A 25708-nucleotide genomic window follows, 5' to 3' on the forward strand; every position below is an offset into this window, starting at 1 on the left:
TGTGCCTTTGGTTAAGTAGTTGTAATTGAGCTTATTTGTCATAAACCTTATAGTCTCCATCTACGTTATAGTTCTCAAATGAAGCAGGAAATGACAAGCGCTGATGTGGCTGCACTGGTATTTGAGCTGAGTTCAGGTGATACCTCTTTGATAGATGCGAAGATTGGTAAGATCTACCAGCCTGTTCCGGGTGAGCTACGTATGAACCTTTTCATCTTCAATAAGGGAAGGGATAATCTGGTTATCGAGGCAGGCAAACGTGCACACATGAGTGAGCACATACGGCCAAGTCCAAAGATCCCTCATGCATTCCCTATGCTTCTGAGAAAGCATATTATGGCTGGACGTATCACTTTTATCAAGCAATATGATTTTGACAGGATCATAGAGATAGGCGTTGTGCGTGGTGGTATAGATACCATACTCGTTGTGGAGCTCTTCTCTCCGGGGAACATCGTTCTGCTTGATTCTGAGCGTAAGATCATCCTGCCAATGAAGCCGGTAACTTTCAGAGGTAGGAGGATCCGTAGTGGTGAAGTGTATCAGTATCCTGAGGCCCAGATAAGTCCTGTGGATGCCACAGAAGAAGACCTGAAAGCTGCATTATCATCATCTGATTCAAATGTTGTCAGGACCATTGCAAGCAGGTTCAACCTTGGAGGTGTGCTTGCAGAAGAGGTTTGCGCAAGATCCGGTGTTGATAAGAACACTGATGCAAAGTCCCTTATGCCTGATGAGATCTCATCTATTGCATTATCTCTCAAGGATGTGTTCTCTCCTCTACAAAAGAATGAGTTGAGTCCATGTCTTGTTAAAAAAGAGATAAAAGGTCAATTGGAAGCATTCGATGCAATTCCATTTGAACTTGGCATATATTCTGATTATGTAAAAGAGTCATTCCCTTCCTTCAATAAGGCACTTGATGAGTTATTCGGCAAGAAGTCTGCTGAAGAGGTAAAGGAAGTAGTTGAGGCTGTTAAGAAAGAAAAAGTGGATGTTTTCGAACGCCGTTTGCAGAAACAACAGTCAGCCATCAAAAATTTTGGTAAGGATGCAGAGAAACAAACGCAAATAGCCGAGAAGATCTATGCCTACTATGTTGAGGTCGAAGAAATCCTTTCTGTTCTTGAAAATGCAAGAGAAAAGGGCTACTCGTGGGATGAGATAAGATCGATCCTGAAAAAAGCAAAGGAAACAATACCTGCTTCTAAGAAGATAGTCAGCATCGATTCGGCTTCCGGTAAGGTCGTATTTGATCTTGATGGGACATCCGCTGCTATTGATATAAGACTCACGATTCCTCAGAATGCCCAGAATTATTATGATAAGGCCAAAAAACTGACTCGGAAAAGGGAGGGTGCTCTCAGGGCAATTGAGGACACCAAACTTGCCATGAAGAAGAGAGAGAAAAAGCAATCCAAAAGGCGAAAGGTCAGTACGAAAAAGCATTGGTATGACCGCTTCAGATGGTTCGTATCCTCTGATGGTTTCCTTGTGGTCGCTGGAAGGGATGCAGACACCAATGAGGACATTGTCAAGAAGTACATGGAAAAACGTGATGTCGTTTTCCATACTCAGGCACCTGGCGCACCTATTACAGTTATCAAGACGATGGGTAAGGAGGTTCCTGCCCAAACCCTTGAGGAAGCAGCAAAGTTCGTTGTTTCCTATTCAAGTGTCTGGAAGTCAGGTCAATTCAGTGGCGATTGTTACTGGATCAAACCTGAGCAGGTATCCAAGACCCCTGAGTCGGGTGAGTATCTTAGGAAAGGGTCGTTTGTGATCAGGGGCGAACGTAACTATTATCGTGATGTACAGGTTGGGGCTGCAGTTGCCCTTGAGCTTGGTTCTGAGACCCGGGTGATTGGCGGCCCACTTTCTGCAATATCAAAACACGGTCAAAATGTTGTGGAACTGGTTCCCGGAAAGTTCAACCAGAACGATATCGCGAAAAAGATATACAAAATATATGTTGATAAATTGAAGGAGATCAATTTTGTCAAACAGATAGCTTCTCCTGATAAGATAGCAATGGTACTTCCTCCTGGTGAGTCAGACATAAAAGTTTGACTTAACAGAAGGCACGATCAGTAAAAAATGTTAAGGGGTAATCTCATGCGGGTAACAAAAAGATTTTTGAAGGGCAGGGATGGAGAGATATCACTGGTAGCTGAAACCCTTGATGATCTGTGGCATCTTAAGTATATTATTGAGAAGGGCGACCTTATTTTTGCTGTCACCAAGAGAAAGGCTGAAGCTGCAAGTGACAAAATAAGGCCTGAAAAAGTGGAGAAAAAGACTGTCAGGCTTGGAATACGTGTTGATGACATGGAATTTCACAAGTTCTCCAATCGTCTGAGGGTGGGTGGTGTGATAGAGCAGGGGATGGATGTGGGTCATCATCATACTCTTAATGTTGAAGAGAACAGCGTGCTTTCTATAAACAAGACCTGGAAAAAGGACCAGCTTGAGCGCATAGATGAAGCTGAGGCCAGTTCCAAACGCCCTAAAGTTGTTATCGTGGCTGTGGAGGAAGGGGATGCGGATATTGGTCTTGTCAGGCACTATGGTATCGAACTCTATTCTCATATAAGCCAGTCCTCTGGGAAAAGAAGCGAAGGTTCCCTCAGGGAGCATTTTTTCCAGGAGATCCTCGACCAGCTTGTGTATGCTGCATCTGAGTCCGAGGCTATCGTAGTTGCAGGTCCTGGTTTTACCAAGGATGATTTCATGAAACAGTTCAGATCCAAGGAGCCTGAATTTGCTTCAAGAGCGGTTGTCGAGGACACAGCATCCATTGGTATGTCTGGATTCCAGGAAGTCCTGAGGCGAGGTGCTGTTGACCGCATCATGGAGGAATCAAGGATTGCGCGTGAGTCTCGACTGATGGATGAGTTGCTAAAGGAAATTTCTACTGATGGAAAAGTAGCCTATGGTCTTGAAGAAGTGAAAACAGCTCTTGATTATGGTTCCATTGATACTCTTCTGGTGGCTGACGAGATGCTTAGAATAGAAAGGGAAAAGGGTAGTATTGACTCTTTCCTTCAGGCAGTTGAACATTCACAGGGGAAAATAGTCGTTTTCAGTACCTTATTCGAACCTGGCTATAAGCTGCTTGCACTGGGTGGAATAGCAGCACTATTGAGATTCAAGATGTAAATTGCAGGAACCCTGTGTGTTCTGAACCCGGCATCTAGTGAATAGATATCAAATTATCTATTCAATTAACTATTTTTTTATTCTGATGGCAGGTGGCTCTTTCAGTGGACTCGATGTTCATGAGCTCTTTACCATCCATATATATGTGAATAACTCCACCCGTTTCTGACACTGTTACTGCGATAGAGACTGTATCTCTTGTGATGGCAGCGGCTGAAACATGTCTTCCTCCAAGTCCCTTGTCCAGTTCAATGTCTCTTGCATCAACATCAAGATATCTTCCTGCAGATTCCATCCTTCCGTTTTCCGATACTATGAAAACACCGTCAAGCTGTGCAAATTCCTTGATGGATTCCCAGTTATTCCTGTTCAGTACATCTCTTTCCTCATCGGAATGTCCTGAATATGGGTTTAGAATCATCTGGTGTGACCGCAACAGGACCTCTTCCTCATCACCCAAAATAAATGCAGTACCGACTTGCTTTCCTTCACGTCCGGTCTTTGAGATGTCAAAGGCAATTTTCAGAACAGCTCTCATTATATCGGGTCTGATCCTCTCTTCACACTCTTTTAATGATCTGACAAGCTGGTTTTCAGTCAGATCATGGACAATAATAGCATGGGAATCCTTTGTCTCAATGATTCCTACCACAAGTCCTTCCTTTATTTCTCCCGTCATTAGTTCGATGGCAGAAACAGTTTCGATACTTTCAACTTTTCCGCCAGCTTGCTGCATTATCCTATCTGTGATCTCCTTGCACTTATCCTCTTTTCCCTTACTGGTGGCAACAAGGTGGTCGATAACACTTTTAGTTCTCCGGGATGTGTGGTACATAGGAATTTCTGTGTCGAGATTCTCAAAATTATCGTCGCCTGAAACGATAATAGCGATAGCTCCAAGTTCTTCCGCAAGCTTTACTGCGGCATGAGCAACTATCCTGATATTTTCCATTAGGTCCCCTCTTGCAATGTCAGTATTCAAAGTACTATATATTATGTTGTTTTATAATTAAAACTTACTTACTAGCGTCAATAATTTAAGTTTCCAGATTGATGCCTAATTGGTGATACGTTTGTTGAGGGCTTTTATAGCGGTTGACCTTTCAGATGAATTGCGGGATAAAGTTGCAGATATTCAATCAATGTTCAGTGATTTTAAGTTCAAGTTCGTTGATCCGAATATTGTACATATTACTATGAAGTTTCTCGGTGATGTTCATGAGGAGAATATAGATGAAATTGCCAAAGCACTTGACTCGATAGAGTATGATCATTTTGAGGCTAATGTAAAGGGGATAGGTGTATTTCCCAAGCCAAAATATGCCAAAGTGATATGGGTGGGTTGTGAGGGTGGCTTTGAGGGATTGCATGCTCTTATTGAGGATTCATTGACATCTTTTGATATCACTCCGGACATGCATAAATTCAATGCTCATGCCACACTGGCAAGAGTGAAATACCTCCCGAAAAAGCAGAAACAGGATCTTATTGTTTTGCTGGATGAGCTGAAGGAAGTTGACCTGGGAACTATGCAGGTAACCAGTATAAAACTCAAGAAAAGTATATTGACTCCGGAAGGTCCCGTGTACGAGACACTTCACGAAGTTAAGTTAAAATAATGTTTTTCAGATCTCGTTATCAGTTATTTTCATATTGGGAAAATCCACTGGATCGAATTATCCTTTTATCAGGTGTTATTAGAAGACATTCTATGTCTTCAAGTGATTCGATCATCTCCATGCCTTCACCTTCACCCATTACAAAAACAGCAGTTGCAAAAGCATCAGCATCCATTGCAGTTTCTGCGATAACTGTTGCACTGATCAGATTCTGGGATGGGTATCCTGTGCGTGGGTCTGCAATATGTGATACCTTAGCTGCATCGCTGAAATAGCGTTCATAGTTTCCACTGGTTGCCACTGCTCTATCTTTGACGTTGATTATTGTGATGGCATCATCACTCTTATCCGGATTCTGGAGTCCGACCTTCCATGGAGCATCGTTCTCCTTGCTTCCGATGTACCTGCCATCGCCACCTGCATTAACAAAAGCATTCTTCACACCATCATTGATAAGTGACTGGATGGCAAGATCAACTGCATAACCCTTGGCCACTCCTCCGAGTGTGAGCATCATATTCTCTTCAAGTGATATATTTTTGCCATCAATCTGTATTGCGGAATAATTCACAAGCTGGAGCACTTCGTTGATCTCGTCATCGGTAGGGGGCAAATATGTGCCTCCTGGGCTGAACTTGCTTTTCCAGAGGTCTAGTAAAGGGAGGATGGATATGTCAAAAGAACCCTGACTTTTCTGTGAATAGTAGTCTGATCTGGAAATGGCATATATTATGTCTGGATTTGCATTATTTATGTGTCCCTGTTCGTTCAGAATGCTTAACTCACTGCTGTTGTCATAACTGTTCATAAGCTCGTCCACATAATCCATCTTTTCAAAAGCCCTGTTGATCTGATCGTGGGCATCACTTTCATTCGAACTTAGTACTGTTATACTTACTGTTGTGTCCATTATACTCCGTGTGGTGGAGTAAGTTTGCTGTGTTTCTGCAGATTCCCCTATGGATGCATAATTCATCATCATTATCAGTGATAATCCGACAAAGAGCACAATAGCAACAGTTTTATACTTCATGTCTCATGAAATGTGGTAATTGATATTTATGTACCACGGTACATTTATATGAAATTATATTTCAACTTAGGTACATTTATAGGAAACTATATTCCGACTTATTTATGGTTGTATTTATTGGAAGGAAATAATAACATGAGCATTCCCAGCACAGGATCAGGTACGGGAGGTAGTTCAAGCAAGGATAAGTTCCTTGTTGTCGCCCTTCATCAATTAATGGAAGAATACGGTTGGAGAGGTATTGAGAAGCATTTTGGCTCTGTAAAGCATCATATTATTTATATCAGATCGGATTCCCCACTCGATAAGATAGAGCTTAAAGCCAATGTTCTTGGAAATCATATGGATGTGGATTTTTTGGGTGTTACCCCGGAAAAAGGATTTATGGACAAATATCTTGATTTCAATGTCCGTGTCATCCGCAAGTCATTTGAGATAAGCAAATACGTCTCTGAAGACCAGAAGATAATCAATGAGCAGGCTTTGAGGAACACTATTGTTGTTGTCATCAAGCAGCTCGAAGAAGCCGCGGGGGAATAGAGGACAGGTGCGTAATCTATGTCAAAATTAAATGTTACTTTAATAGGAATACTTGTCGTGATGTTTGCGGCAGCGGGTGTATACTCTTACCTGGGTTATAGTGGTAATGAAGTTCTCTCCGCACATTACATGACAGATCAGGAATGGTCTGACAGTTCATGTGGGGGGTGTCACATTGGCACGTATGGCGAGGTTGCTGTTTCTTATCACGTCGAACAGGACCTGAACAAATGGTCAACATTGATCGAACACGGTGTAGATGTTGATAGTATCGATGACGAAACCAAAGTCAGGGAACTGGGTCAGGTACAGCCAGGTGGTGGCTACATGGCTGAGTACGGCGTCGATGTTGATTGTATGATATGCCATGAGCAGAATGGCAGGTATGATTTCCAGGCACGTGCAGAGAGCATTGGGTCCGGAAACTTCGAGGAAGCTAATATGGCTGCAATCGAGGAAGCAAAAGCAGAAGCTCAGAAAGAGGGTATGTATGTTGCAAGCTACATGCTTGATGTGCTGTTGCCACTTCCATTAGTTACCGAAGTACACGATGAAGTGAACGGTGCACCAAGCAAGGCTCTGTGTGGCAGCAATTGTCACCTCAGTGATGTCCCAATGACTGGTGTTACCTGGGCAGAAGAGAATCATGCAGATTACGATGTCCATGCTGAAGTCGACTGTGCAGAATGCCACGAGACCGAAGAGCACCAGATCGGACGCAGAGAGGTCAAGAATGTTCCTGAATCAATGCATGAACTTTTTGCCGGTGAGATAAAAGACTGTGACAGCTCAGGTTGCCACGCAGGTATATCCCACGGCGGATTTGTCGATGGTCACCTTAAAGCAGTAAGCTGTGAGACCTGCCATGTTCCTGCAATTCCCGGAGGGGAAATGCTTGGTGGTTCAACACTTATGGAATTCAGCTGGGCAAACGGTGTGAGGGAAGACGTTACACACGAGGATGATTTCGCTCCTACTGTTGCATGGTCTGAGGGTATCTATTATGACCAGTTACCTGTCAGGGCAGAGAGGGAAGAAGGTTCCTTGCTGCAGCCTTTCAACGTGATCACAGGTATCTGGTGGGACGCAGGAATCAATGCGGATGTAGCTGCAAACCCAGACACAAGTTCAGCGATCGGTAACCCAATAGCTCCTGCAGATGTCAGTGTAGCAGATGGTAACTCAGATGGTGAGGTCACAGAGGAAGAGATGCGTGCATACGATGGTAACTCTGATGGCCAGGCAGATTATCCAAATGCTGTACTCAGGCATGTTGAGATGTATTATCAGGTGAGCCACAACATTGCAGGCTCTGAGGTGGGACTCGCAGATCCTCTCGGATGTGCTGACTGCCACGGTGTAACCTCGACTGTAATTGACTGGACAGCTCTGGGATATGAGGGCGATCCTGCAGCAACAGCATCACCAACGAAAATATCAGTGACCATTCCTGGGCAGAAACCTACTGAGGTCGAAAGGGAGCCCGCATTCTAAGGAGTTGGTTATGGTGGAAAGTAAAAGGTTAAACAAAATTCCGGAAAAGGTAATCATACCTCTCAGGCAGCACAGGGGTGCTGTCTGCGAATCACTTGTCAAGAAAGGAGATGAGGTTCTTATCGGACAGAAGATCGGTGAATCTTCCGAGCATTATTCATCAGCAGTCCATTCCAGTGTCTGCGGTGAGGTACTTGCTGTGGAAGAGTCAGCACATCCTGATGGTAACAAGGTCATGAGTGTTGTCATTCAGCCCAGTGACTCAGAGGAGACGGTTGCTTTCACTCCAGTGAAGAACCCTTCAAAGGATGCATTGCTGAAATTGATCAAGGAAGCTGGTATAGTGGAGCACTACGGTGCTCCAACACATACTGTACTGAAGCCAAGTGACGGAAAGATCGACATCGTGGTAATCAATGCCACAGCTTCAGAATGGATTGGTGGCAAATACAACACTCCAAAGGAATACAGCTCCCAGATGATAGCTGCCTTAAAGCTTCTCATGAAAGCTGCAGGTGCTTCAAAGGGTGCAATAATCGTTGGAAAGGATGATGAAGAGTCCATCGAGGCTTTCGATGGAGTAGAAGTGGATGGCAAAGCATTGAAGGTAGCTCCTCTTCTTGGTAGCCGCCGTCTTGGTCATTACTTCAAGGACCAGAATTCCAATATCGTAGTTGCTTCCCAGAAGCGTATCTATGGCAAGAATATTCTCAACTTCTTCACATATAATGTAACAGGACGCAAGGTTGCACTGGGCAGTGATCCTACAAGTGTTGGTGTTGCTATCTGTGGTGTAAAATCCGCAAAAGCACTTTATGATGCTGTTCATGAAGGCAAGCCATATTACGAGACCGTCATTACCATTGAAGGTGCAGAAGACTGTCCGGAATACATGCTTGTGAAGATCGGAACTCCTTTCAAGGACGTGATCGAATCATGCAACTTTGGTGAGGTCGGAAAGATCATCGCAAACGGTGTACTGACCGGTGTTGCCCAGTATACTGATGAAGTTCCGGTTACCAAGGGAACTACAAAGATCACAGTTCAAAAGCCAGAGGAGATCCTCAGGGATGAATCCGATGTGTGTGTCCACTGTGCACGTTGTGTTGATGCATGTCCTGTCAGCCTGATACCAAGCAGACTTGCTGTTATGGCAGACCAGGGACGCTTCGATGAATGTCGTCAGTTCCATATAGAGAATTGTATTGAATGCGGAAAATGCGCAGCAGTGTGTCCTTCTAAGATACACATATTACAGCTTATCAGATACGCAAAGGATGCTATATGCCTGGCTTACGAAGATCTGCCTTGTAAAGAGTCATCCAATCTGAAACTTGGCTGCTGCGGAGGTGAGTAAATATGTATACAATTTCAGCTCCCCCTCATAAGAAATCAAAATTGAACTTAAAATCACTGAACTGGAGCAAGACCTTTGCTCTGGTCCCAGTTGCTATTGCAGCAATATACCTCTTTGGTGTTCCGGCCCTGGGAATTATTCTTGCATCAATGATAGCAGCTGTAGTTACTGAATTTGGAATACAGACCTTATTCAAACAGAATGTAACGATAAAAGATGGTCATGCTGCACTTACAGGATTAATGCTTGCATTGTTAATTCCTCCTGAAGCTCCATTATGGATACCTATATTTGGTGCTTTCTTTGCTATTACCATCGGTAAACATATATTCGGTGGATCAGGATCCTATGTTTTCAATCCTGTGCTTGTGGCATGGGTGTTTATTAGAAGTGCATGGACCGGACCTATGACTCCTCTTTCCACTCCTCATGTAGCAATGCTCTCTGATCTGATCATCGAGAACGGTGCAGGTCTGCTTGTAGGTGCTTCACCTATAGCATTGATCGGTGGAGTTTACTTGATCTACAAGAGGTATGTCGACTGGAGAATACCTGTAACTTTCTTCCTTTCAGTATTCTTATTCCATCAGGTAATTGCTTTTGTTTCTGAGATAATTCATCTGGTTCAGGAAGGCGTGCTGAATCCATTGATGTATCTTGCAACAATGTTCATTTTCCTGAAGGTTCCCGGGGAACTTTCCTACGCTGCTATAGGTGTCTTATTCTTTGGAATATTATTCCTGGCAACAGATGGACCAACATCTCCTGTAACAAAGAAGGGTCGTTTGATCTATGGTTTAGTATGTGGTCTTCTTGTATCCATTTACGGTTTCTTTGGAAACTATGTGGATGGAACTCTCTACGGAATATTCCTTGGAAACTGTGTGGCATCTTATATTGAAGTTAAAACCATGCCAGCACCATTTGGACATGAATCACGTCTTGAGAAGGTATACACACGTGTAATGGGAATGATACCTTCTGTATTTAAATTCGAGGTGATCACTGATGAGTGAATCCAGTAAAGAAACCATGGATATTATCATTAAAATGGTACTCATTTCAGCCGTTGCAGCTGCACTTCTTGCTGTAACATTCATACCAACAAATGAGCAGTTAAAGGTGAATACTGCCGCTGCTAAAGTATCAATTCTTGCGGAATTGATCCCTGATGCAGCCAACTTTGAAAATGTAGAAGGATCTGCAGTTGATGAAGATGGTAATAGAGAGATCCTTTACTATCGTGCAACTGATGATTCAGGAAATATCATAGGCTATGCATTCTTCAAAGCGCATCCCGGTGCACAAGGTCCCCTTGTAGTTGCTGGTGGTGTGGATGCATCTTTCTCCACTGTAAAGGGAATGAATGTATTGAGCCATGAGGAAACACCTGGTCTTGGTGCAAAGATCATCGATGCAGACTTTAGAGGTCAATTCAACAACATTCCATTAAGTGATCTAAGTCTCTCAAGCGATGGTGGGGCAATTGATTCAATAACCGGTGCTACAATTTCCACAGTGGCTGTTATTGATGCAATGAATGGAAAAATATCAGAAATTCAAGGAGCAGAGGCTTAGGTGATATAAATGAGTCGAAATCCAATAAGTGAAATTATTCGTGGAATTACCAGGGATAATCCTGTTTTCGGATTAGTATTAGGTCTCTGTCCCACACTGGCTGTGACAACATCAGTTGAGAATGCAATTGGAATGTCTGCAGGTACAGCTTTTGTATTGTTCTTTGCAAACATATTTGTCTCAGCTCTTAGAAAGCAGATTCCTTCCACTGTGAGGCTTCCTATATTTATCATTATTATTGCCACATTCGTGTCAATTGTAGATATGGTAATGGAAGCTTTCTTCCCGCCGATGTATGCGGCATTGGGTGTTTTCATCCCATTGATCGTGGTGAACTGTATTATTATCGGACGTGCTGAAGCATATGCGAACAAGAACAACGTGTTCTATTCTGCTATTGATGCAATCGGTTCTTCCATAGGTTTCCTTCTCGTACTATGTCTTATTGGCGGTATCAGAGAACTGCTGGGAACTGGACAAATTGTTACATTTGGATACACATTGATATCCTCTCCTATCAACCCAGCTATGACTACTATGATCTTGCCACCAGGTGCGTTCCTTACAATTGGAATCCTTATGGCAATAGTGAATTACCAGAAGGCTAAGAAAATGGCAAAAGGTGGTTAAAAATGGTAGAAAAAGCATTATTTGCTATCTTTATGGAAGGTGTGTTCATTAAGAACTTCCTGCTCATTCAGTTCCTTGGACTTTGTTCCTTTGTAGGAGTAACCAAGGACGTAAAGAGTGCAGCAGGTATGTCAGGTGCTGTAATTTTCGTTATGGCAATGGCAGCATCCGTATCGTATTTCCTGTACACTTATATTCTCGAACCGGCAAAAATGGAATTCCTTGGCCTGATCAGTTTTATCGTGGTCATTGCAGCACTTGTGCAGCTCGTTGAATTCGTTGTCAGGAAAAATATCCCTGCACTGTACCGTTCACTTGGTATTTACTTACCATTGATCACCACAAATTGTGCTGTTCTTGGTGTTGTGCTTTTGAACGTTCTTTCAGAGTACAACTTCCTACAGAGTCTCACATTTGGTGTTGCAGCAGGTTTCGGATATACTATAGTCATGTTGATGATGGCTGGTATCAGAGAGCGTTCCACTCTTGTGAACATCCCATCATCAGTCAGAGGGCTTCCACAGGCATTCATAATTGCTACGATGCTCTCAATGGCTTTTGTTAATTACTTCTGGGTGATTCCAATATGAGCATAATGAGTACATTCTTGATACAGTCCATGGCCATTCTCGGTGGTCTTGGTCTTACTGTAGGTATAATGCTTATTGTGGCATCAAAGAAATTCAGAGTAGAGGTAAATCCTTTGGTTGAAGAGATCAATGAGATATTACCTGGTGCTAATTGTGGTGCATGTGGTTTTGCCGGATGTGCTGACTTTGCAGAAAAAGTTGTAGATGAGGATGCACCTATCAACGGTTGTCCGGTTGGTGGCTTCGATACTGCAAAAGAAATAGGTAGTCTTATGGGCCAGGACGTTGCCGAAGGCGAGTCTGAATATCCATATGTGAAATGTAATGGTGGCCTTAACTGTGTAGATCGCTTTGACTACGTAGGTTTCGAGGACTGTAAAGCTGTTATGCTTCTGTCAGATGGTGAGAAGGGTTGTAACTATGGTTGCACGGGTCGTGGAACATGTGTACGTGCATGTCCGTTCGATGCTCTTAGCATTGGTGAGGACAACCTTCCTAAGGTGAACAAGAACCTCTGTACCAGTTGTGGACTTTGTATCAGCTCATGTCCAAATGATATCCTTGTATTCGCAAAGGAATCTGAAAAGGTGCATGTACAATGTATGTCAAATGACAAAGGAAAGGCTGTAAAGGCTTCCTGTACCATTGGCTGTATAGGATGTAAGATATGTGAGAAGAACTGTCCTGAGGACGCTGTCACTGTCACCAATTTCCTTGCAGTAATTGATCAGGACAAATGTACTGCATGTGGAATATGTGTGGAGAAGTGTCCACAGAATACCATTGAGATGAGGTAATATCATGACATATAAGACGAAGATTGGTCTGAATGAGAACATAGTGGCTGCATTGTGCTATGTTGGTTTCTGGATAACAGGCATAATTTTCCTGCTCATTGAACAGGAAAACAAGTTTGTCAGATTCCATGCAATGCAATCATTGATCGTATTCCTTCCATTGTCATTGATAATTTTCTTCATAGCATGGGTCCCATATGTAGGATGGGTAATTGCTGACTTCATGGGATTCCCTTCAATGATGATAATGGTCCTCTTTGCTTTCATGGCATACAGGGGAATGAAGTTCAAGATTCCATTTGTCGGGAAATACGCCTACAAACTCATCTACGAGTAAATTTAGGAAATAAGGATAATGTTGTTTTACAACATTTTCCACTCTTATTTTTTTTGAAGTCTTTTTGTTTACGAAAGTTTAAAAAACAACATCTACCTATTATTGCAGAAATGCTATATTTTTCATGCCGGAGGGTTCACTATAAAAGAAGAGATATGGATCGAGAAGTACAGGCCCTTTAAGCTTGATGACGTGGTTGGCCAGAAAGAAGCTGTGGAGCGGTTGAAATCCTATATAAAAACAAGGAATCTGCCACATCTTTTGTTTTCAGGTCCCCCTGGTGTGGGAAAGACTGCAACATCAGTTTCCATTGCCCGTGAAATGTTTGGAGATTCATGGCGCGAGAATTTCACAGAACTTAATGCTTCGGATGAACGTGGAATTGATGTGGTCAGGACGAAGATCAAGAACTTCGCAAAAACAACCCCTATAGGCGGAGCGGACTTCAAGATCATCTTTCTGGATGAAGCGGATGCTCTGACATCCGATGCGCAATCAGCTCTCAGACGTACCATGGAGCGCTATACCAATAACTGCCGTTTCATCCTTTCATGCAATTATTCATCCAAGATAATTGAACCCATACAATCCCGCTGTGCGGTTTATAGATTCAGGGCACTTTCAGATGAAGCGGTAGCCGAACGTGTGGCTTTTGTTGCTAAGAATGAAGGTCTGGATATTGCACAGGATGGTATTGATGCTATCAAGTATGTTGCCCAGGGTGACATGAGAAAGGCAATTAATGCCCTTCAGGCTGCAGCGCTTGTAGCCGATACCATTCATAAGGATGCAATTTACAAGATAACTGCAACCGCTCGTCCTGAACAGGTTCGTGAACTCATCGAAACAGCTCTTTCCGGTAACTTTACAGCTGCAAGGAAACATCTCGACACACTTTTACTGGAACAGGGTTTGTCTGGCGAGGATGTTGTCGGCCAGATATACCGGACGATGTTCGATATTGACATCCCTGATAAATTGATGGTCGAGCTTATAGATGTCATTGGCGAGGTGGATTTCAGGCTTACTGAAGGTTCCAACGAAAGAATACAGCTTGAGTCTCTTCTTGCTCACTTTGCATTATCGGGTAAAAATTAGATGCCTTTCGAAGCACAGGTCCTGGAACTGCTGAGCACTGTTCCCCATTGGCTGGCAACTATCATAATAAGTTCCCTGCCAATACTTGAACTCAGGGGTGCCATACCCATAGCCATTGGTGTATATGGGATGTCTCCTGAGTCTGCTTACTTGTTGGCAGTGCTGGGGAACATATTGCCCGTAATTCCATTGCTTCTGTTCCTTGATCCTGTGTCCACATACTTGAGACGTTACCGGGTCTTTGATAAATTCTTCTCATGGCTGTTCGAACGGACACATCGCAACCATTCTAAACGCTTTGAAAGGTTTGGGATCCTGGCTCTTACTATATTTGTGGCAATTCCCCTGCCTGTTACGGGAGCATGGACGGGATGTGCTGCAGCATTTGTATTTGGTATTAAATTCGGACACGCATTCCTCGCAATCCTGGCTGGTGTTATGATAGCCGGTCTGATAGTCAGTATTCTGACAGTAACGGGTATCAGTGTAATGGATATGCTTCCTAGGATATGATGGTCTGTTCTAATTATCAATTAAAAAATCAAATGAAAAAAGCAATAAAAAAGTAAAATAAAAAGATCTGAGAAACAAATATATGATTATTTGTCCATCATTTCCTTTGCTAGCTTTATATCTTCGGATTTGACGGTTTTCCTTCCTGCATGTTCTGCCAGTTTTATTGCTTCTTTTGAAATCTCAAGTCCGTATTCTTCAAGTATTTCTGTAAGTTCCATGCCTGCTGATTCACTAACTCTCTGAGCACCAGCGCTTCTTATTAGTCTCTCAATGGGTGCAAATGGTATGATTGCTATAAATATCCCTCATTCTACTTGATATACTCTATTAAAGCATTATATTAGGTTTAATAAGCAAATAAAGTATATATAATGTTTTATCTGCTATTTTTATAATATCAATTTGGACGAACGATTATTTATTTCCCCAGTATTCATTCCTTTTTCATTTTCTCTTTCACTTTCTCAGCCAGGTCTTTCCCAAGTCTGTTACATTCAAGCAAGTCTTTTTCATTGGGTTTATACTGGATCCTCAGTACCGGATCAATTACTGTTACGCCTGCAGAGCGCAACTTCTCCGCAATTTTGACAGGTGCCTCTCCGCTCCATCCATAAGAACCGAACGCTACACCTATTTTCTCGTCGATACCAAGCTCTACGAGTTCATCAATGAATTTGTTAATAGGTTCCAGTATGGTATAATAGAAAGTCGAAGAGCCAATGGCTATGGCATCATAGTTGACGACATCCTTTGGATCCCATTCGTAGAAATTGTTTACATCCACTTCCAAATGGCGTTCCCTTGCTCCTTTTGCAATAGCTTCAGCCATCATTTGTGTATTTCCCTGGGTGCTTAGATATACGATCGCAAGTCTTGGCATATGAATCACTCCTTTTTGTGGGACTTATTCCAATGAAAGATCGAAACTCTTCCACTCCACAAGGAAAATCTTTGTTGATGGGTGATAAATCTATCTTTTCACAATAAATCAGTATGTGTGCTTTGTAATTGAATTTCGAGTTATATTTATTGCCTATTACTCGATATTTGTAATACCCACTTGCTATTGAAACGGAGACTACATATGGAAGACAGAATTGCGCCCCATGTCAGGGAATTAAGCAGGGCGCTTGGAAATACTGATGAGGATATCATAAGGCTTGAACTGGAGAAACTTCTAAGTTTTAAAGTTCCGCTGGATGAGGCTAAAAAAACAATTATGAGCAAATACAAGTCAAAAGTTGCCTCTCCTGTGCTTATAAAAGATCTGAAGACGGGAATGGAAGGCATCGAAATAGTTGCCCGTATTCTTAGCATCGAAGAAAAGATAGTTATTTCTCAGGGTGAAAAAAAGATAATTTTTTCGGGTACAATGGGTGATGGCACCGGTATATGCTCTTTTACCTGTTGGGACGACATGTCCATTGGTGTCGGAGATGTTTTAAAAATAAATAATGCTTATACAAGGCTCTGGAACAATAGGCCGGAACTTTACTTTGGGAAACGTTCGACGCTGGAAAAATTGCCTGACGAACACTTTCAGGGCATTGAGGAAATGTCTCATACAAGTCTCAAAAAACTGAAAGATATAGTTTCAGCTGACGTGATAACAGGCTCAAAGGTAGTCATCATCGAGATGTATCACAGGGATGTATCCCTGAAAGGAAAAAACCTTACTGTAATTGAAGGTGTCATTGCGGATGAAACTGGAAAATTGCCTTTTACATCATGGAAAAAGCTTGCTGGTATTGATATTGGCAGCTTTGTGCGCTTTGAAGGTGCAGCAGTCAGAATATTCAGAGGTCTGCCATCGATCAGTTTCAATGAGGATACTTCTGTCGATACAATAGATGATCCATATGAACTGCCGTTCTCTCTGGAATCCGCAAGCATGGTGCCGGATCCAATGCCCATGTCTGATGTGGTTGAATCCAATGGTATCTTTGATGTGCTTGTCAGGGGAAATATTATTTCCATCAGGCCTGGGTCTGGCATGATCGAGCGTTGCCCTGTATGTAACCGTGTGACTCAAAAATCAAATTGCAGAGCCCATGGAAATGTGGATTGTATCCGGGATATGCGTATAAAGGCAATACTTGATGATGGAACTGGTTCTATACACCTGATGCTTAACTGTGAGCTTTCAGAGGCTATATACGGAAAAAGTATCTATGAAGCGGAAAAGATGGTTCTGGATTCTATTTCTAAAGATGTCGTGTTCGAGGACATGAAACGTACACTTACCGGGAAATACATTGCTGCCAGGGGCAATTCATCAAAGAATGAACTAGGCGTGAGCATTGTGGCAAAATCAGCATGGTATCCGGAGAACGATCTGCCAGAGCGTATTGATTCTCTGCTAGAAAGACTTGGTGAGGGCGGTGGTTATTGATGGTGGAAAGAGAAATAGCATACAGGGTATTTGCAAAAGAGTTCAATGATTCCCATTTCCACCTAAATATCGGGTCAGATCATCCGGAACATTCCGATAGTATGAATTCCCCTAATTTCCTTGTAACACCCACTGGCGCAAAAGTAAACCGTGCATTTGTAGTTGGTGTAATTACAGAAGTTGAAGATATGGGTAGCCAAAAAGGAGGGGAGAATGAACTCTGGCGTGCACGTATTTCCGACCCCACAGGTTCATTTACGATATATGCAGGAAATTATCAACCTGAAGCTCTGGTTTTCCTGTCCAATGTTGAAGTACCTTCTTACGTTATGATTGTAGGAAAGGTCCGCTCATACGAGCCTGAGGATGGTGAGGTATTTGTCTCGATGCGTCCTGAGGAGATAAACTATGCTGATGAAGGTCTTCGAAACCGGTGGGTTGTGGATACTGCAGAGCTGACCCTACAACGCATGGATCTGTTCGATGAGGCTCTGGAATTGGATGTGGAAGGCAAAATACTTCTTGATGATTTGAAGGGGAAGGATGTTTCGTTGCATCTTGCAGAGGGAATTTGTCTGGCATTGGAGTACTATCATACTGATTCGTCTTATCTTGAAAACCTTAAAAGAGAAATGAAAAATGCTCTCCTTTCCATAAAAGATGAGATATCATCAAAATCAGATATGTCTCTTGATGACGAATCAGTATTATTGGAAATGATGGAAAATATAGGGAATGGTAATGCTATTGAATATTCTACTCTCTTGGATGAGGCAAGTTCAAAGGGTATGTCTGCGGATCAAGTGGATCTGAATGTCCGCTCACTGCTCTCAAAAGGTCATATATATGAGCCTCGTGCAGGAGTATTCAAAGTGATTAATTGATCATGTTATTTCCGGTGCCAAACTCTTCCCAATATCGTCATACTTAAATATGGATGAATGTAAATCCAATATCAAGAAAGTGAATTGTTATTATCTGTATAATGAATGAAATAATAAAGTGAGGACTTATCATGGTGAATAATGATGTTATCGAACAGGTTACCAGTTCTATAAAGGAAATAAAAGGTGTCGGAGAGGTACATATTCTTACGGATGAGGAGCGTGAGGTTATCAGGGATCTTGAGTTGAAAGCAGACCAAATGACTTTGATGGGGCTTGGTATTGGTGATAATAAGGGTGTCAAACAGGTCCTTGAAAATGATGTGATGATGGCCTTCACAACTGATATGGACTATAAGTGGCCACCTGCACCAAATGTGATCCTGATGCATGAAGGTTGTATTGTCGGTGAAGATATTGATGACGAAAGTAAGCTCGAGGAGTTAGAGAATTCTGATGACCATCTTGTTATCGGGAATATAGTACTTTTTGATAAGTCGGTACTTAAGAATATGAATTCAGCAAATAAGCCTCTTGTAGTTGTGCTTCCACCCAAACCATGTTCAGAAATTGAAATTCTTCCGGAAGCATGCAATGCGCACCTGGCATCTCCTTCTCCTCCCAGTGATGAATACATAAAAGAGAGGATAGGTTTTGAGCAGGCTAAAGGTACCGGAACTTTCCTTTTGGGATTTGACTTTGAATGCTCATGTGAATGATCATTGAGAGTGGCAGGAAATAATCCTTTGATCAGTTATTCCTTCTGCCTATTTTCAGGGCTTGGCAATTTGATGTACGGTATAGCCAAGTCCCTCTTCACTTTCTATCCACATTTCCTGGTTTGGTTCCATCTATCCGATAGAACCTTTCAAAGATGTTGTTAATTTTGCATAGCCTCCGCTTTTTGGGATGGCAATAGAATTGTAAAAAAATCAAATGTGTATGTATGCAAATAAAAATGAATAAGCAGGGATACAAAGACCCGCTGCTCAGTTACCAAGGTATATCTTCAGAGCTTCATCTACACTTGCATCTTCTACTGTGATGGCGTAAATTGCATCACACATCCTTACTGCTTCATCAAGTGGTTTCTGGTGCACGTTCCTGCCGGTTGCATTTCCTTCTGCACCACTGATGTGTATCTGGTCATGTAGTTTCTGTAGGAATGCTTTAGGATCGTCACTGCCTCCGCCAGCACAGACAACCTTTGTCCTTCCGGCTGCAAGAACTGCTTCCTTGAATGCTTCTTCGGCTTTTTCACCATCTTTCTTTGGATAGTTGACCTTCACGAAGTCGGAATTAAGACATGCTCCTACTCCGGTTGCGCCTGCAATGAGGTGTGGGTCCTTCTCATCTTCCACAGCAGTGCCTCTTGGGTATATCCAGAGAACGGTAATAAGTCCATATTTGTGTGCTTCATATATCAGCTGTGCTGCCTGATTAAGCATGTATGCCTCATCCTCGCTGCCAAGATATATGGTATATCCGATTCCCATGATCTTGAGCCCGCTGTTGTCACGGAATTCAGCGATCTGATCCATATTATACAACTGGTTGCTGAATGGATCCATCTGTTCTGTCTTAATGAGGTGTGATTTTGAGTTTATTTTTACAAGGTATGGTACGTCCTGATAGTCCATGCCGTATCTTGCAATGAGTCCCAACTGGGTTGCAAACACACCAATCTTTCCCTTAGCTGCAATCCTGAAGAGGTGTTCTGGATCGTTATCATCAGCGGGGATGCCTTCTCCAAAGAAATCATCATTGAGGTGTTCTATCTTCTGGTCACCTGCAAAAAGCATCATTTTCCCCGTTCCTTTGGTAATTTCCATGTAGTTCTGGATGTAAGTTTCACGTGCTTCCTGTGGAACATCTAAAGGCACTTTAATATCTTCTTCCCTAATTGAGACCATTTGTATCACTCGAATTTGAATAGTTGTATGATTTTAGTTTAATTGTATGTATCCTTAATCTTGTTTTTTCTATTTTAATTATTGTACTCAGGATGGTGGGGATACTAAAAATAGTTAACTTTTTTCCCGTGATATATTATGTGAAATTGCAATTGTATGTACCTTTTGATGTAAATGATAGAAACCATTAACCATTGCACTGTAAAGGGTTTTATACCTAGACTTCGATTATGTTGTAGGATTATTAAAGTCAAAAGTGCTATCGTATGTATATTTCAGTTGTATGGGGATTGCCTGTGGAGTCATCAATATATTTTTTGGAACTGATCGTTTTTGTGCTTGTGATGAGTATAGTTGCTCAATGGCTCAGTAATCGTTTAAATGTTCCTATTATGCTTTTCCTTCTGCTTGAGGGTATGCTGGTAGGTCCTGAAATACTGGGTCTTCTAGATCCTGCTTTGTTTGGTGAGGGTCTGGCTGCAATAGTTTCATTCTCAGTAGCAATAATCGTTTTCGATGGTGGTCTTCATATTGATTTCAAGAGTGTACGCACCATCCAGAGGACGGCATTGCAGCTAACAACGATAGGGGTTCTTGTGACTTTTATAGGAGCTACAGCTGTGACTCATCTGTTGCTTGGACTTCAGATAGAGCTTGCTGCACTTTTCGGAGCACTGGTGGCTGCAACCGGACCGACGGTAATAACTCCTCTTGTGAGGCAGATACATGTAAATCACAAGGTAAGTAAGATCCTGGAGCTTGAAGGTATTCTTAATGATGCGGCCAGTGTGATACTTGCAGCATTTGTCTTTGAATGGATAGTATCGGAACTATCGGGCTTTGATGCAATATTTTTCATTCTTCAGAGATTGCTAATAGGACTGACCATTGGTACTATAAGCGGTTATTTGCTGAAACGTTTCCTGTCCGGTGGTTCTTTGGTTACCGATCAAAGTGCAAGGATGATAACCCTCACAATGGTTACCGGAACCTATGTGATATCCGAACTTCTGGGTAATGAATCGGGTATACTTGCAGTTGCTGTTTTCGGCATAATGACCGGCACATCTAAAATCCCTCACAAGCAGGCTCTTAAGGAATTCAAGACCGATCTTGTTCTTCTGATGCTCTCTCTTATATTCATCCTTCTTGCCGCAATGTTGCGTTTTGAAGATGTCATCAATCTTGGTGCAACAGGAGTTCTGGTCGTATTAATGCTGATCTTTATTGTTCGTCCTGCATCAGTTTTCATATCCTGCTATGATTCAGGTTTGAAGATAAAAGAGAAATTATTCATATCATTCATAGGTCCAAGGGGTGTTGTACCCGCTTCCATAGCAACCTATTTCGCAGTAAAACTGGATTTTTTCAATATTCCAGGCGGGGAGGTTCTTGTTGGACTTGTTTTCCTGACAGTTATTATTACAGTAGTCATGACCGGTACACTGGGAAGACGTGTGGCTAATATATTAGGAGTTATACCCATGGAGATCCTTATCATAGGTGGCGGAGAAGTCGGAAAGATCCTGGCTGAAAGATTTGAGAAAAGAGGCGAGAACATTGTTGTTATCGACAATTCGGAAGAAAAATGCAGTCGTTTGCTCAAGCAGGGTATCAGGGCTGTACATGGGGATGCTGAGGATATCAACGTCCTGAAAGCCGCAGGTATCGCAAAAGCAAAGTATATAGTTGCAACTACCAATCAGGATAATACTAACCTGTTGGTCAGCCAGATCGCCAAAAGCAAGTTCGGTTTGAAAGAAGAGCAAATAGTGGCAAGGGTAAACAATGTTGAGAACCTCCATGCATTCTGGGATCTTGATATCCGTTCCATGAGTCCCCAGATGACTACAGCCCTTGTTCTTGATAATATGGTAGGTAGGACGTCCATGTTCTCCATGTGTGAGGTGGGTGAGGAAGGAAATATCCTTGAAATAAGGGTTACCAACCCCAATGTTGTAGGCAAGGCCATCAAAGAATTAACTCTTCCCGAGAACAGCCTTTTGATGATGATAAGAAGAGGCGACAAGTCACACATCGCAAATGGAAATTTCATTCTTGAGTATGATGATCTCGTGACTATTATAGGCGAAGGGGATTCTGCACAGGGTGTTGCGGATATACTGCACAGGTAATTCCCTGTGGAGTCTTTTTATCTTCTTTTATTATTTTTTACTGATTGTGGATTGGTCTGAATACTTTCACCCTGCTTACTAATCACATATATACTGTTACGACATAAACGATTACTGCCTCTCCAAAAGATAGACAAACAAGAGGCCCGAGGTTTAAATATGAAAGATATTTCACAGGATATTAGCAGACAGTTTCTGGAATTGGGTGTAGAGATTCCTCTTGAGGAGATTGAGGAAAGACTTGACAAAATGATCAATAAATTCAAGGTCCCCAAAGATGAGGCACGCAGAAGTGTGATCAATTATTTCTTAAAAGAGCACAATGTTCCAAGAAGCGAGTTTTATACCGGTCAGTCAGAATCACCACAAAAGAAAGTTTCTGAAATGAATGTGGATGGTAAATGGGTTAGTTTTAAGGGTAAAGTAGTGCAGTTGTGGGACAATTCCCATGAATCCATATCCCAGGTTGGTCTTATTGGTGATGACAGTGGTACTATCAAATTCACAAAGTGGACAAGCGCTGAACTTCCTGATGTTAGCGAAGGTCAGAATTATTTTTTCAAGAATGTTGTCGTAAATGAATGGAACGGCAAGTTCCAGGTAAACATCAACAAGACCAGTGTTATTGAAAGTATTGAAGAGGACATAGAAGTCGGTACTTCAACGGTCACTTTCACCGGTGCTATGGTGGATATACAATCCGGTTCAGGGCTTATAAAGAGATGTCCTGAATGTAACAGGGCACTTACAAAGGGTGCGTGTATGGAACACGGTAAAGTTGATGGTGTTTATGATCTTCGTATCAAGGCTGTCATGGATGATGGTGCTGTTACGCAGGATGCTATAATTAAGAGGGAACTTGCGGAAGAAATAACAGGTATGACCCTTGAAAATGCAATTTCTCTTGCGGCAGATGCCCTTGATCAGGGGGTTGTTCTTGAGCAGATGAAAAAACTGCTTGTTGGAAAATATTATACTATAACAGGTTCTCGCGTGGATCGCTATTTGATAGTGGATTCTCTGACAAAGAAGTTATCATTCGATCCTGAAGAATTGGATGAGCTTATTGCAGCTGCAGAGGTGATCTGAATGGCAGGATATACACGTGAAGTATCAAGAAGGTTATTTGCCCAGGAATTCAAGGACTCTAACCTGACTTTCAAAGATGGTGAAGACCAGTATGCTCCGCAATATCTTCTAACACCTACGGGTGCCAGGGTCAATCGTATGTTCATCGTTGGTACTCTGGTTGAGAAAGAGGATATTGGTACAGATTCTGAATACTGGCGTGGAAGGGTTGTAGATCCCACCGGTTCATTCCTGATATATGCAGGTCAGTATCAGCCGGAAGCTGCTCAGGTTCTTGCAGAGTGTGAAACACCGGCTTTTGTAGCAATAGTCGGTAAGCCAAGTACATATACTACCAAGGAAGGCGATATACTAACATCCGTTCGTCCTGAATCCATCTATATTGTTGATGGTGAGGTGCGGGATATGTGGGTGATAGATACTGCAAATAACACCCTTGCAAGGTTGAATGAACTTGAAAGTTCGTCTCCTGATGTCGTCAAGGCAAAAGAGTACTACAACACTGATGGGAAGCAGTATTATTCCATGGTTTTGGATGCGCTCAAGTCTCTGAAAGATACTTATTGATGTTGTATGTGTCAGCTGTGCAGCAAATCTGCATGGCTTTCTTTTATTATTTCAATGAATCGTGTCAGGGATATTATTCTTCGCTGAGCTTGCGTGAGAAATCAATATAACTGCAGGATTGGCCGGAAATTTCTATAATTTCTGTGCTTATTGTGCCATTATCAATAATGAGCTCAACAGCGCTGGGGTCTGACATCCTTGGTTTTGTTGGTGACCCGGGGCATATCAGGAGTACATCGCTCTTTTCTATAATGGGTTGATGTATGTGGCCAAAAACAAGTATATCTACGCCCATTTCAAGTGCTTTGTATCTGATAGGGTCTGTATCCATTATGGAAAGGGCTCCACGGTGGACAACTCCTATTTTAACCCCCTCTACTTCAAACACCAGTGTTTCAGGAAGGATATTTTTAACCTCAATGTTATCGGAATTTCCATAAACCGCCTTGAGTTTGCCTGTGGCTTCAAGGGCTTTATAGAATCCCGTAGAAGTAAAGTCTCCTGCATGAATTATCATATCGTATTTCTCAAAAAGCTCTGCAAGGTAAGTGGGGATGCTATCTGTTTCAAGATGTGTGTCCGATATGACAATTATTTTCATTCAAATTCCTCATAAATTCTGGAAAAAGTTATGATTTATTGGATGCTCAGGTCAACAAGTTCGTATTCCAGGTTTTCCGTTTCAAGCCTGCTAAGTATGGATGGTACTTCCTCATCAATGGCAAGCACAATTGAAGATAGTCCGTGATATGCAGCTTCGATCACAGATTCTTTTGCACCGAACATCACATTCGGTTCCATGCCTACTCTCTTCAGGGCTATCAATGATTCTACGCCGATGGTGGCAATGTATGATTTTGATTTTGCAAGAGATCTTAGGCGCTCGATGTCCACATTCTTTGATCCGCCACGTTCAACCCTTGGGATCTTGCAAACAGTTATGCTTGCATTCTCAAGATCAATAAGTCCCATAAGGTCGGTAACTCCTACATCCTCTCCTTCTTCAGCACTTGAGATGGTAGTTCCGCTTGCATTTGTCACATTTTCCTTCCCTACATAGAGAAGTCCATTGCTCATTTTCAGATAAACCTTGTCATCTTTTTCAAGTTTTTCTTCAGCAATTGCGGTCCATGTTGACACGTGGCTTATTATGTCGCTCATTACATAGCGGGCATAACGCTTCATATCGTTCGCATTTTCAAGTACCCATTCAACGCCTTGTTTGGTGATTCGGTAACGGACCCTTCCTTCGGAATATACCAAGCCTTCTGCTACAAGCTCTTTTATATATTCAGATACTGCCTGTGGTGTCACACCTATCTTTTCGGCAATCTCCTTCTGCCTGACATTTGGCTGGTGAGCTGCTACCTCTATGAGTATTTGGAACTTTGTGATGCCGCTCTTACTATGAAGAAGATCTATCATTCCATTTCCTCATCTGCAAGTTTTAATCTCTGCCCCATGACTGACAATTTATCAGATCTTCTTGCAACTGCGCGTATGTACAAAGGACTCTTGTTGAGTGCCCGTGTAAGACTGCTCATAGAATTATTGCCCTGTTCTACCAGATATTCAAGTTCTTCTATGGAATCCTTTACTTCTTCGTACGGCAGGAAAGTGAGCATGATAATATCACTCATGTCCTCAAAAGAACATTGGAAATTGGTCTGGACTTTAGAATAAGATGTTCGATATTCCTTATCAGGATTCTTTCCGGGTTCGGGCATGTGCCACTGACTTTCAATGAGACCACTTTTCTTCAGGATATTGATACTGGTTGTAACGTCAGTTCCTAAACTTTGATCGAGGTCATCTTTTGTCATCCACATATTAAGAAGTGCATCAAAAACTTTCTTGTGTTTTTTTGATCCAAAAACCTGAAGTAGAGGTACGAGTTCGGAAGGGTCGTTAATAATTCTTGTTCGTTTACTCATTTTATAACCTCATAAATGGGATCTGTATAGCCGCATTTGAACATTT

General features: G+C 42.2%; 28 protein-coding genes. 20 read left to right on the forward strand and 8 right to left on the reverse strand.

Translation table 11 applies throughout. From position 1 onward, the window contains the following. Nucleotides 1–78 precede the first annotated feature (78 nt). Together rqcH and V7O66_RS13140 are read left to right on the forward strand one after the other, a co-directional pair. Nucleotides 79–2070, forward strand: coding sequence for a ribosome rescue protein RqcH (gene rqcH / locus V7O66_RS13135; protein ID WP_406660763.1), 1992 nt, complete (start codon nt 79–81; stop codon nt 2068–2070). A gap of 45 nt (nt 2071–2115) precedes the next feature. Beyond that, nucleotides 2116–3159 (forward strand): mRNA surveillance protein pelota, encoded by a 1044-nt coding sequence (locus V7O66_RS13140; RefSeq protein WP_406660764.1) that lies wholly within the window; start codon nt 2116–2118, stop codon nt 3157–3159. 61 nt (nt 3160–3220) lie between these two features. Here V7O66_RS13140 and V7O66_RS13145 read toward each other — a convergent pair whose 3' ends face one another. Continuing rightward, complete coding sequence (locus V7O66_RS13145) at nt 3221–4111, reverse strand: DNA integrity scanning protein DisA nucleotide-binding domain protein (RefSeq protein ID WP_406660765.1); 891 nt, start codon at nt 4109–4111, stop codon at nt 3221–3223. A 112-nt stretch (nt 4112–4223) separates the two neighbouring features. Here V7O66_RS13145 and thpR point away from each other — a divergent pair, with 112 nt between their 5' ends. Then, complete coding sequence (gene thpR / locus V7O66_RS13150) at nt 4224–4778, forward strand: RNA 2',3'-cyclic phosphodiesterase (RefSeq protein WP_406660766.1); 555 nt, start codon at nt 4224–4226, stop codon at nt 4776–4778. Nucleotides 4779–4797: 19 nt separating this feature from the next. Here thpR and V7O66_RS13155 read toward each other — a convergent pair whose 3' ends face one another. Beyond that, entirely contained in the window at nt 4798–5811 is a 1014-nt protein-coding gene (locus V7O66_RS13155; protein WP_406660767.1) for an FAD:protein FMN transferase, read from the reverse strand. A gap of 117 nt (nt 5812–5928) precedes the next feature. Between V7O66_RS13155 and V7O66_RS13160 the strand changes: the two genes are divergently transcribed. The 11 genes from V7O66_RS13160 (at nt 5929) to V7O66_RS13210 (ending at nt 14745) form a co-directional block, all read left to right on the forward strand. Continuing rightward, a complete protein-coding gene (locus V7O66_RS13160) occupies nt 5929–6351 on the forward strand; it encodes a hypothetical protein (protein ID WP_406660768.1) in 423 nt (140 codons plus the stop codon). Nucleotides 6352–6369: 18 nt separating this feature from the next. Further along, nucleotides 6370–7845 (forward strand): methanogenesis multiheme c-type cytochrome, encoded by a 1476-nt coding sequence (gene mmcA, locus V7O66_RS13165; protein ID WP_406660769.1) that lies wholly within the window; start codon nt 6370–6372, stop codon nt 7843–7845. 10 nt (nt 7846–7855) lie between these two features. Further along, on the forward strand, nt 7856–9202 hold the full coding sequence (gene rnfC / locus V7O66_RS13170) for an Rnf electron transport complex subunit RnfC (RefSeq protein WP_406660770.1): 1347 nt from the start codon (nt 7856–7858) through the stop codon (nt 9200–9202). 2 nt (nt 9203–9204) lie between these two features. Next, nucleotides 9205–10218 carry an Rnf electron transport complex subunit RnfD gene (gene rnfD, locus V7O66_RS13175; protein ID WP_406660771.1) on the forward strand — a complete coding sequence of 338 codons (1014 nt, stop codon included), beginning with the start codon at nt 9205–9207 and terminating at the stop codon, nt 10216–10218. Further along, a complete protein-coding gene (gene rnfG, locus V7O66_RS13180) occupies nt 10211–10780 on the forward strand; it encodes an Rnf electron transport complex subunit RnfG (RefSeq protein ID WP_406660772.1) in 570 nt (189 codons plus the stop codon). The genes rnfD and rnfG overlap by 8 nt, the downstream gene beginning before the upstream one ends. A gap of 9 nt (nt 10781–10789) precedes the next feature. Continuing rightward, nucleotides 10790–11410, forward strand: a complete 621-nt coding sequence (gene rnfE / locus V7O66_RS13185) for an Rnf electron transport complex subunit RnfE (RefSeq protein ID WP_406660773.1) — start codon at nt 10790–10792, stop codon at nt 11408–11410. A gap of 2 nt (nt 11411–11412) precedes the next feature. After that, complete coding sequence (gene rnfA / locus V7O66_RS13190; protein WP_406660774.1) at nt 11413–12000, forward strand: Rnf electron transport complex subunit RnfA; 588 nt, start codon at nt 11413–11415, stop codon at nt 11998–12000. Further along, nucleotides 11997–12797, forward strand: coding sequence for an Rnf electron transport complex subunit RnfB (gene rnfB, locus V7O66_RS13195; RefSeq protein WP_406660775.1), 801 nt, complete (start codon nt 11997–11999; stop codon nt 12795–12797). Before rnfA ends, rnfB begins: the two co-directional genes overlap by 4 nt. 4 nt (nt 12798–12801) lie before the next feature. Then, complete coding sequence (locus V7O66_RS13200; RefSeq protein WP_406660776.1) at nt 12802–13134, forward strand: DUF4870 domain-containing protein; 333 nt, start codon at nt 12802–12804, stop codon at nt 13132–13134. A gap of 141 nt (nt 13135–13275) precedes the next feature. After that, on the forward strand, nt 13276–14232 hold the full coding sequence (locus tag V7O66_RS13205) for a replication factor C small subunit (RefSeq protein ID WP_406662674.1): 957 nt from the start codon (nt 13276–13278) through the stop codon (nt 14230–14232). Then, entirely contained in the window at nt 14233–14745 is a 513-nt protein-coding gene (locus tag V7O66_RS13210) for a COG2426 family protein (protein ID WP_406660777.1), read from the forward strand. An 86-nt stretch (nt 14746–14831) separates the two neighbouring features. Here the strand turns inward: V7O66_RS13210 and V7O66_RS13215 are convergent, their stop codons facing one another. Together V7O66_RS13215 and V7O66_RS13220 are read right to left on the reverse strand one after the other, a co-directional pair. Further along, on the reverse strand, nt 14832–15044 hold the full coding sequence (locus V7O66_RS13215; RefSeq protein ID WP_406662676.1) for a histone family protein: 213 nt from the start codon (nt 15042–15044) through the stop codon (nt 14832–14834). 137 nt (nt 15045–15181) lie between these two features. Next, entirely contained in the window at nt 15182–15628 is a 447-nt protein-coding gene (locus V7O66_RS13220; RefSeq protein ID WP_406660778.1) for a flavodoxin domain-containing protein, read from the reverse strand. A gap of 204 nt (nt 15629–15832) precedes the next feature. Between V7O66_RS13220 and V7O66_RS13225 the strand changes: the two genes are divergently transcribed. From V7O66_RS13225 to V7O66_RS13235, 3 genes are all read left to right on the forward strand, one after another. Then, nucleotides 15833–17140 (forward strand): Single-stranded DNA binding protein, encoded by a 1308-nt coding sequence (locus V7O66_RS13225; protein WP_406660779.1) that lies wholly within the window; start codon nt 15833–15835, stop codon nt 17138–17140. Further along, nucleotides 17140–18024, forward strand: a complete 885-nt coding sequence (locus tag V7O66_RS13230; RefSeq protein WP_406660780.1) for an RPA family protein — start codon at nt 17140–17142, stop codon at nt 18022–18024. The genes V7O66_RS13225 and V7O66_RS13230 overlap by 1 nt, the downstream gene beginning before the upstream one ends. A gap of 131 nt (nt 18025–18155) precedes the next feature. Beyond that, a complete protein-coding gene (locus V7O66_RS13235; RefSeq protein WP_406660781.1) occupies nt 18156–18743 on the forward strand; it encodes a hypothetical protein in 588 nt (195 codons plus the stop codon). 270 nt (nt 18744–19013) lie between these two features. Here the strand turns inward: V7O66_RS13235 and V7O66_RS13240 are convergent, their stop codons facing one another. Beyond that, a complete protein-coding gene (locus tag V7O66_RS13240) occupies nt 19014–19937 on the reverse strand; it encodes an aldolase (protein WP_406660782.1) in 924 nt (307 codons plus the stop codon). A 266-nt stretch (nt 19938–20203) separates the two neighbouring features. On the opposite strand from V7O66_RS13240, the gene V7O66_RS13245 reads away from it, so the two are divergent. The 3 genes from V7O66_RS13245 (at nt 20204) to V7O66_RS13255 (ending at nt 23728) form a co-directional block, all read left to right on the forward strand. After that, nucleotides 20204–22072 carry a cation:proton antiporter gene (locus V7O66_RS13245; protein WP_406660783.1) on the forward strand — a complete coding sequence of 623 codons (1869 nt, stop codon included), beginning with the start codon at nt 20204–20206 and terminating at the stop codon, nt 22070–22072. Nucleotides 22073–22231: 159 nt separating this feature from the next. Further along, nucleotides 22232–23161 carry a replication factor A gene (locus tag V7O66_RS13250; protein ID WP_406660784.1) on the forward strand — a complete coding sequence of 310 codons (930 nt, stop codon included), beginning with the start codon at nt 22232–22234 and terminating at the stop codon, nt 23159–23161. Continuing rightward, on the forward strand, nt 23162–23728 hold the full coding sequence (locus V7O66_RS13255; RefSeq protein WP_406660785.1) for an RPA family protein: 567 nt from the start codon (nt 23162–23164) through the stop codon (nt 23726–23728). A gap of 73 nt (nt 23729–23801) precedes the next feature. Here the strand turns inward: V7O66_RS13255 and V7O66_RS13260 are convergent, their stop codons facing one another. Genes V7O66_RS13260 through V7O66_RS13270 form a run of 3 tightly spaced genes read right to left on the reverse strand, consistent with a single transcriptional unit; the run spans nt 23802 to nt 25662 of the window. Then, nucleotides 23802–24329 (reverse strand): metallophosphoesterase, encoded by a 528-nt coding sequence (locus V7O66_RS13260; RefSeq protein WP_406660786.1) that lies wholly within the window; start codon nt 24327–24329, stop codon nt 23802–23804. A gap of 35 nt (nt 24330–24364) precedes the next feature. Further along, nucleotides 24365–25153 (reverse strand): MarR family transcriptional regulator, encoded by a 789-nt coding sequence (locus V7O66_RS13265; protein ID WP_406660787.1) that lies wholly within the window; start codon nt 25151–25153, stop codon nt 24365–24367. Next, a complete protein-coding gene (locus tag V7O66_RS13270) occupies nt 25150–25662 on the reverse strand; it encodes an ArsR family transcriptional regulator (RefSeq protein ID WP_406660788.1) in 513 nt (170 codons plus the stop codon). The genes V7O66_RS13265 and V7O66_RS13270 overlap by 4 nt, the downstream gene beginning before the upstream one ends. Nucleotides 25663–25708 lie beyond the last annotated feature (46 nt).

Source organism: Methanolobus sp. ZRKC3, assembly GCF_045291275.1.
In the GTDB taxonomy this organism is placed as follows: Archaea; Halobacteriota; Methanosarcinia; order Methanosarcinales; family Methanosarcinaceae; genus Methanolobus.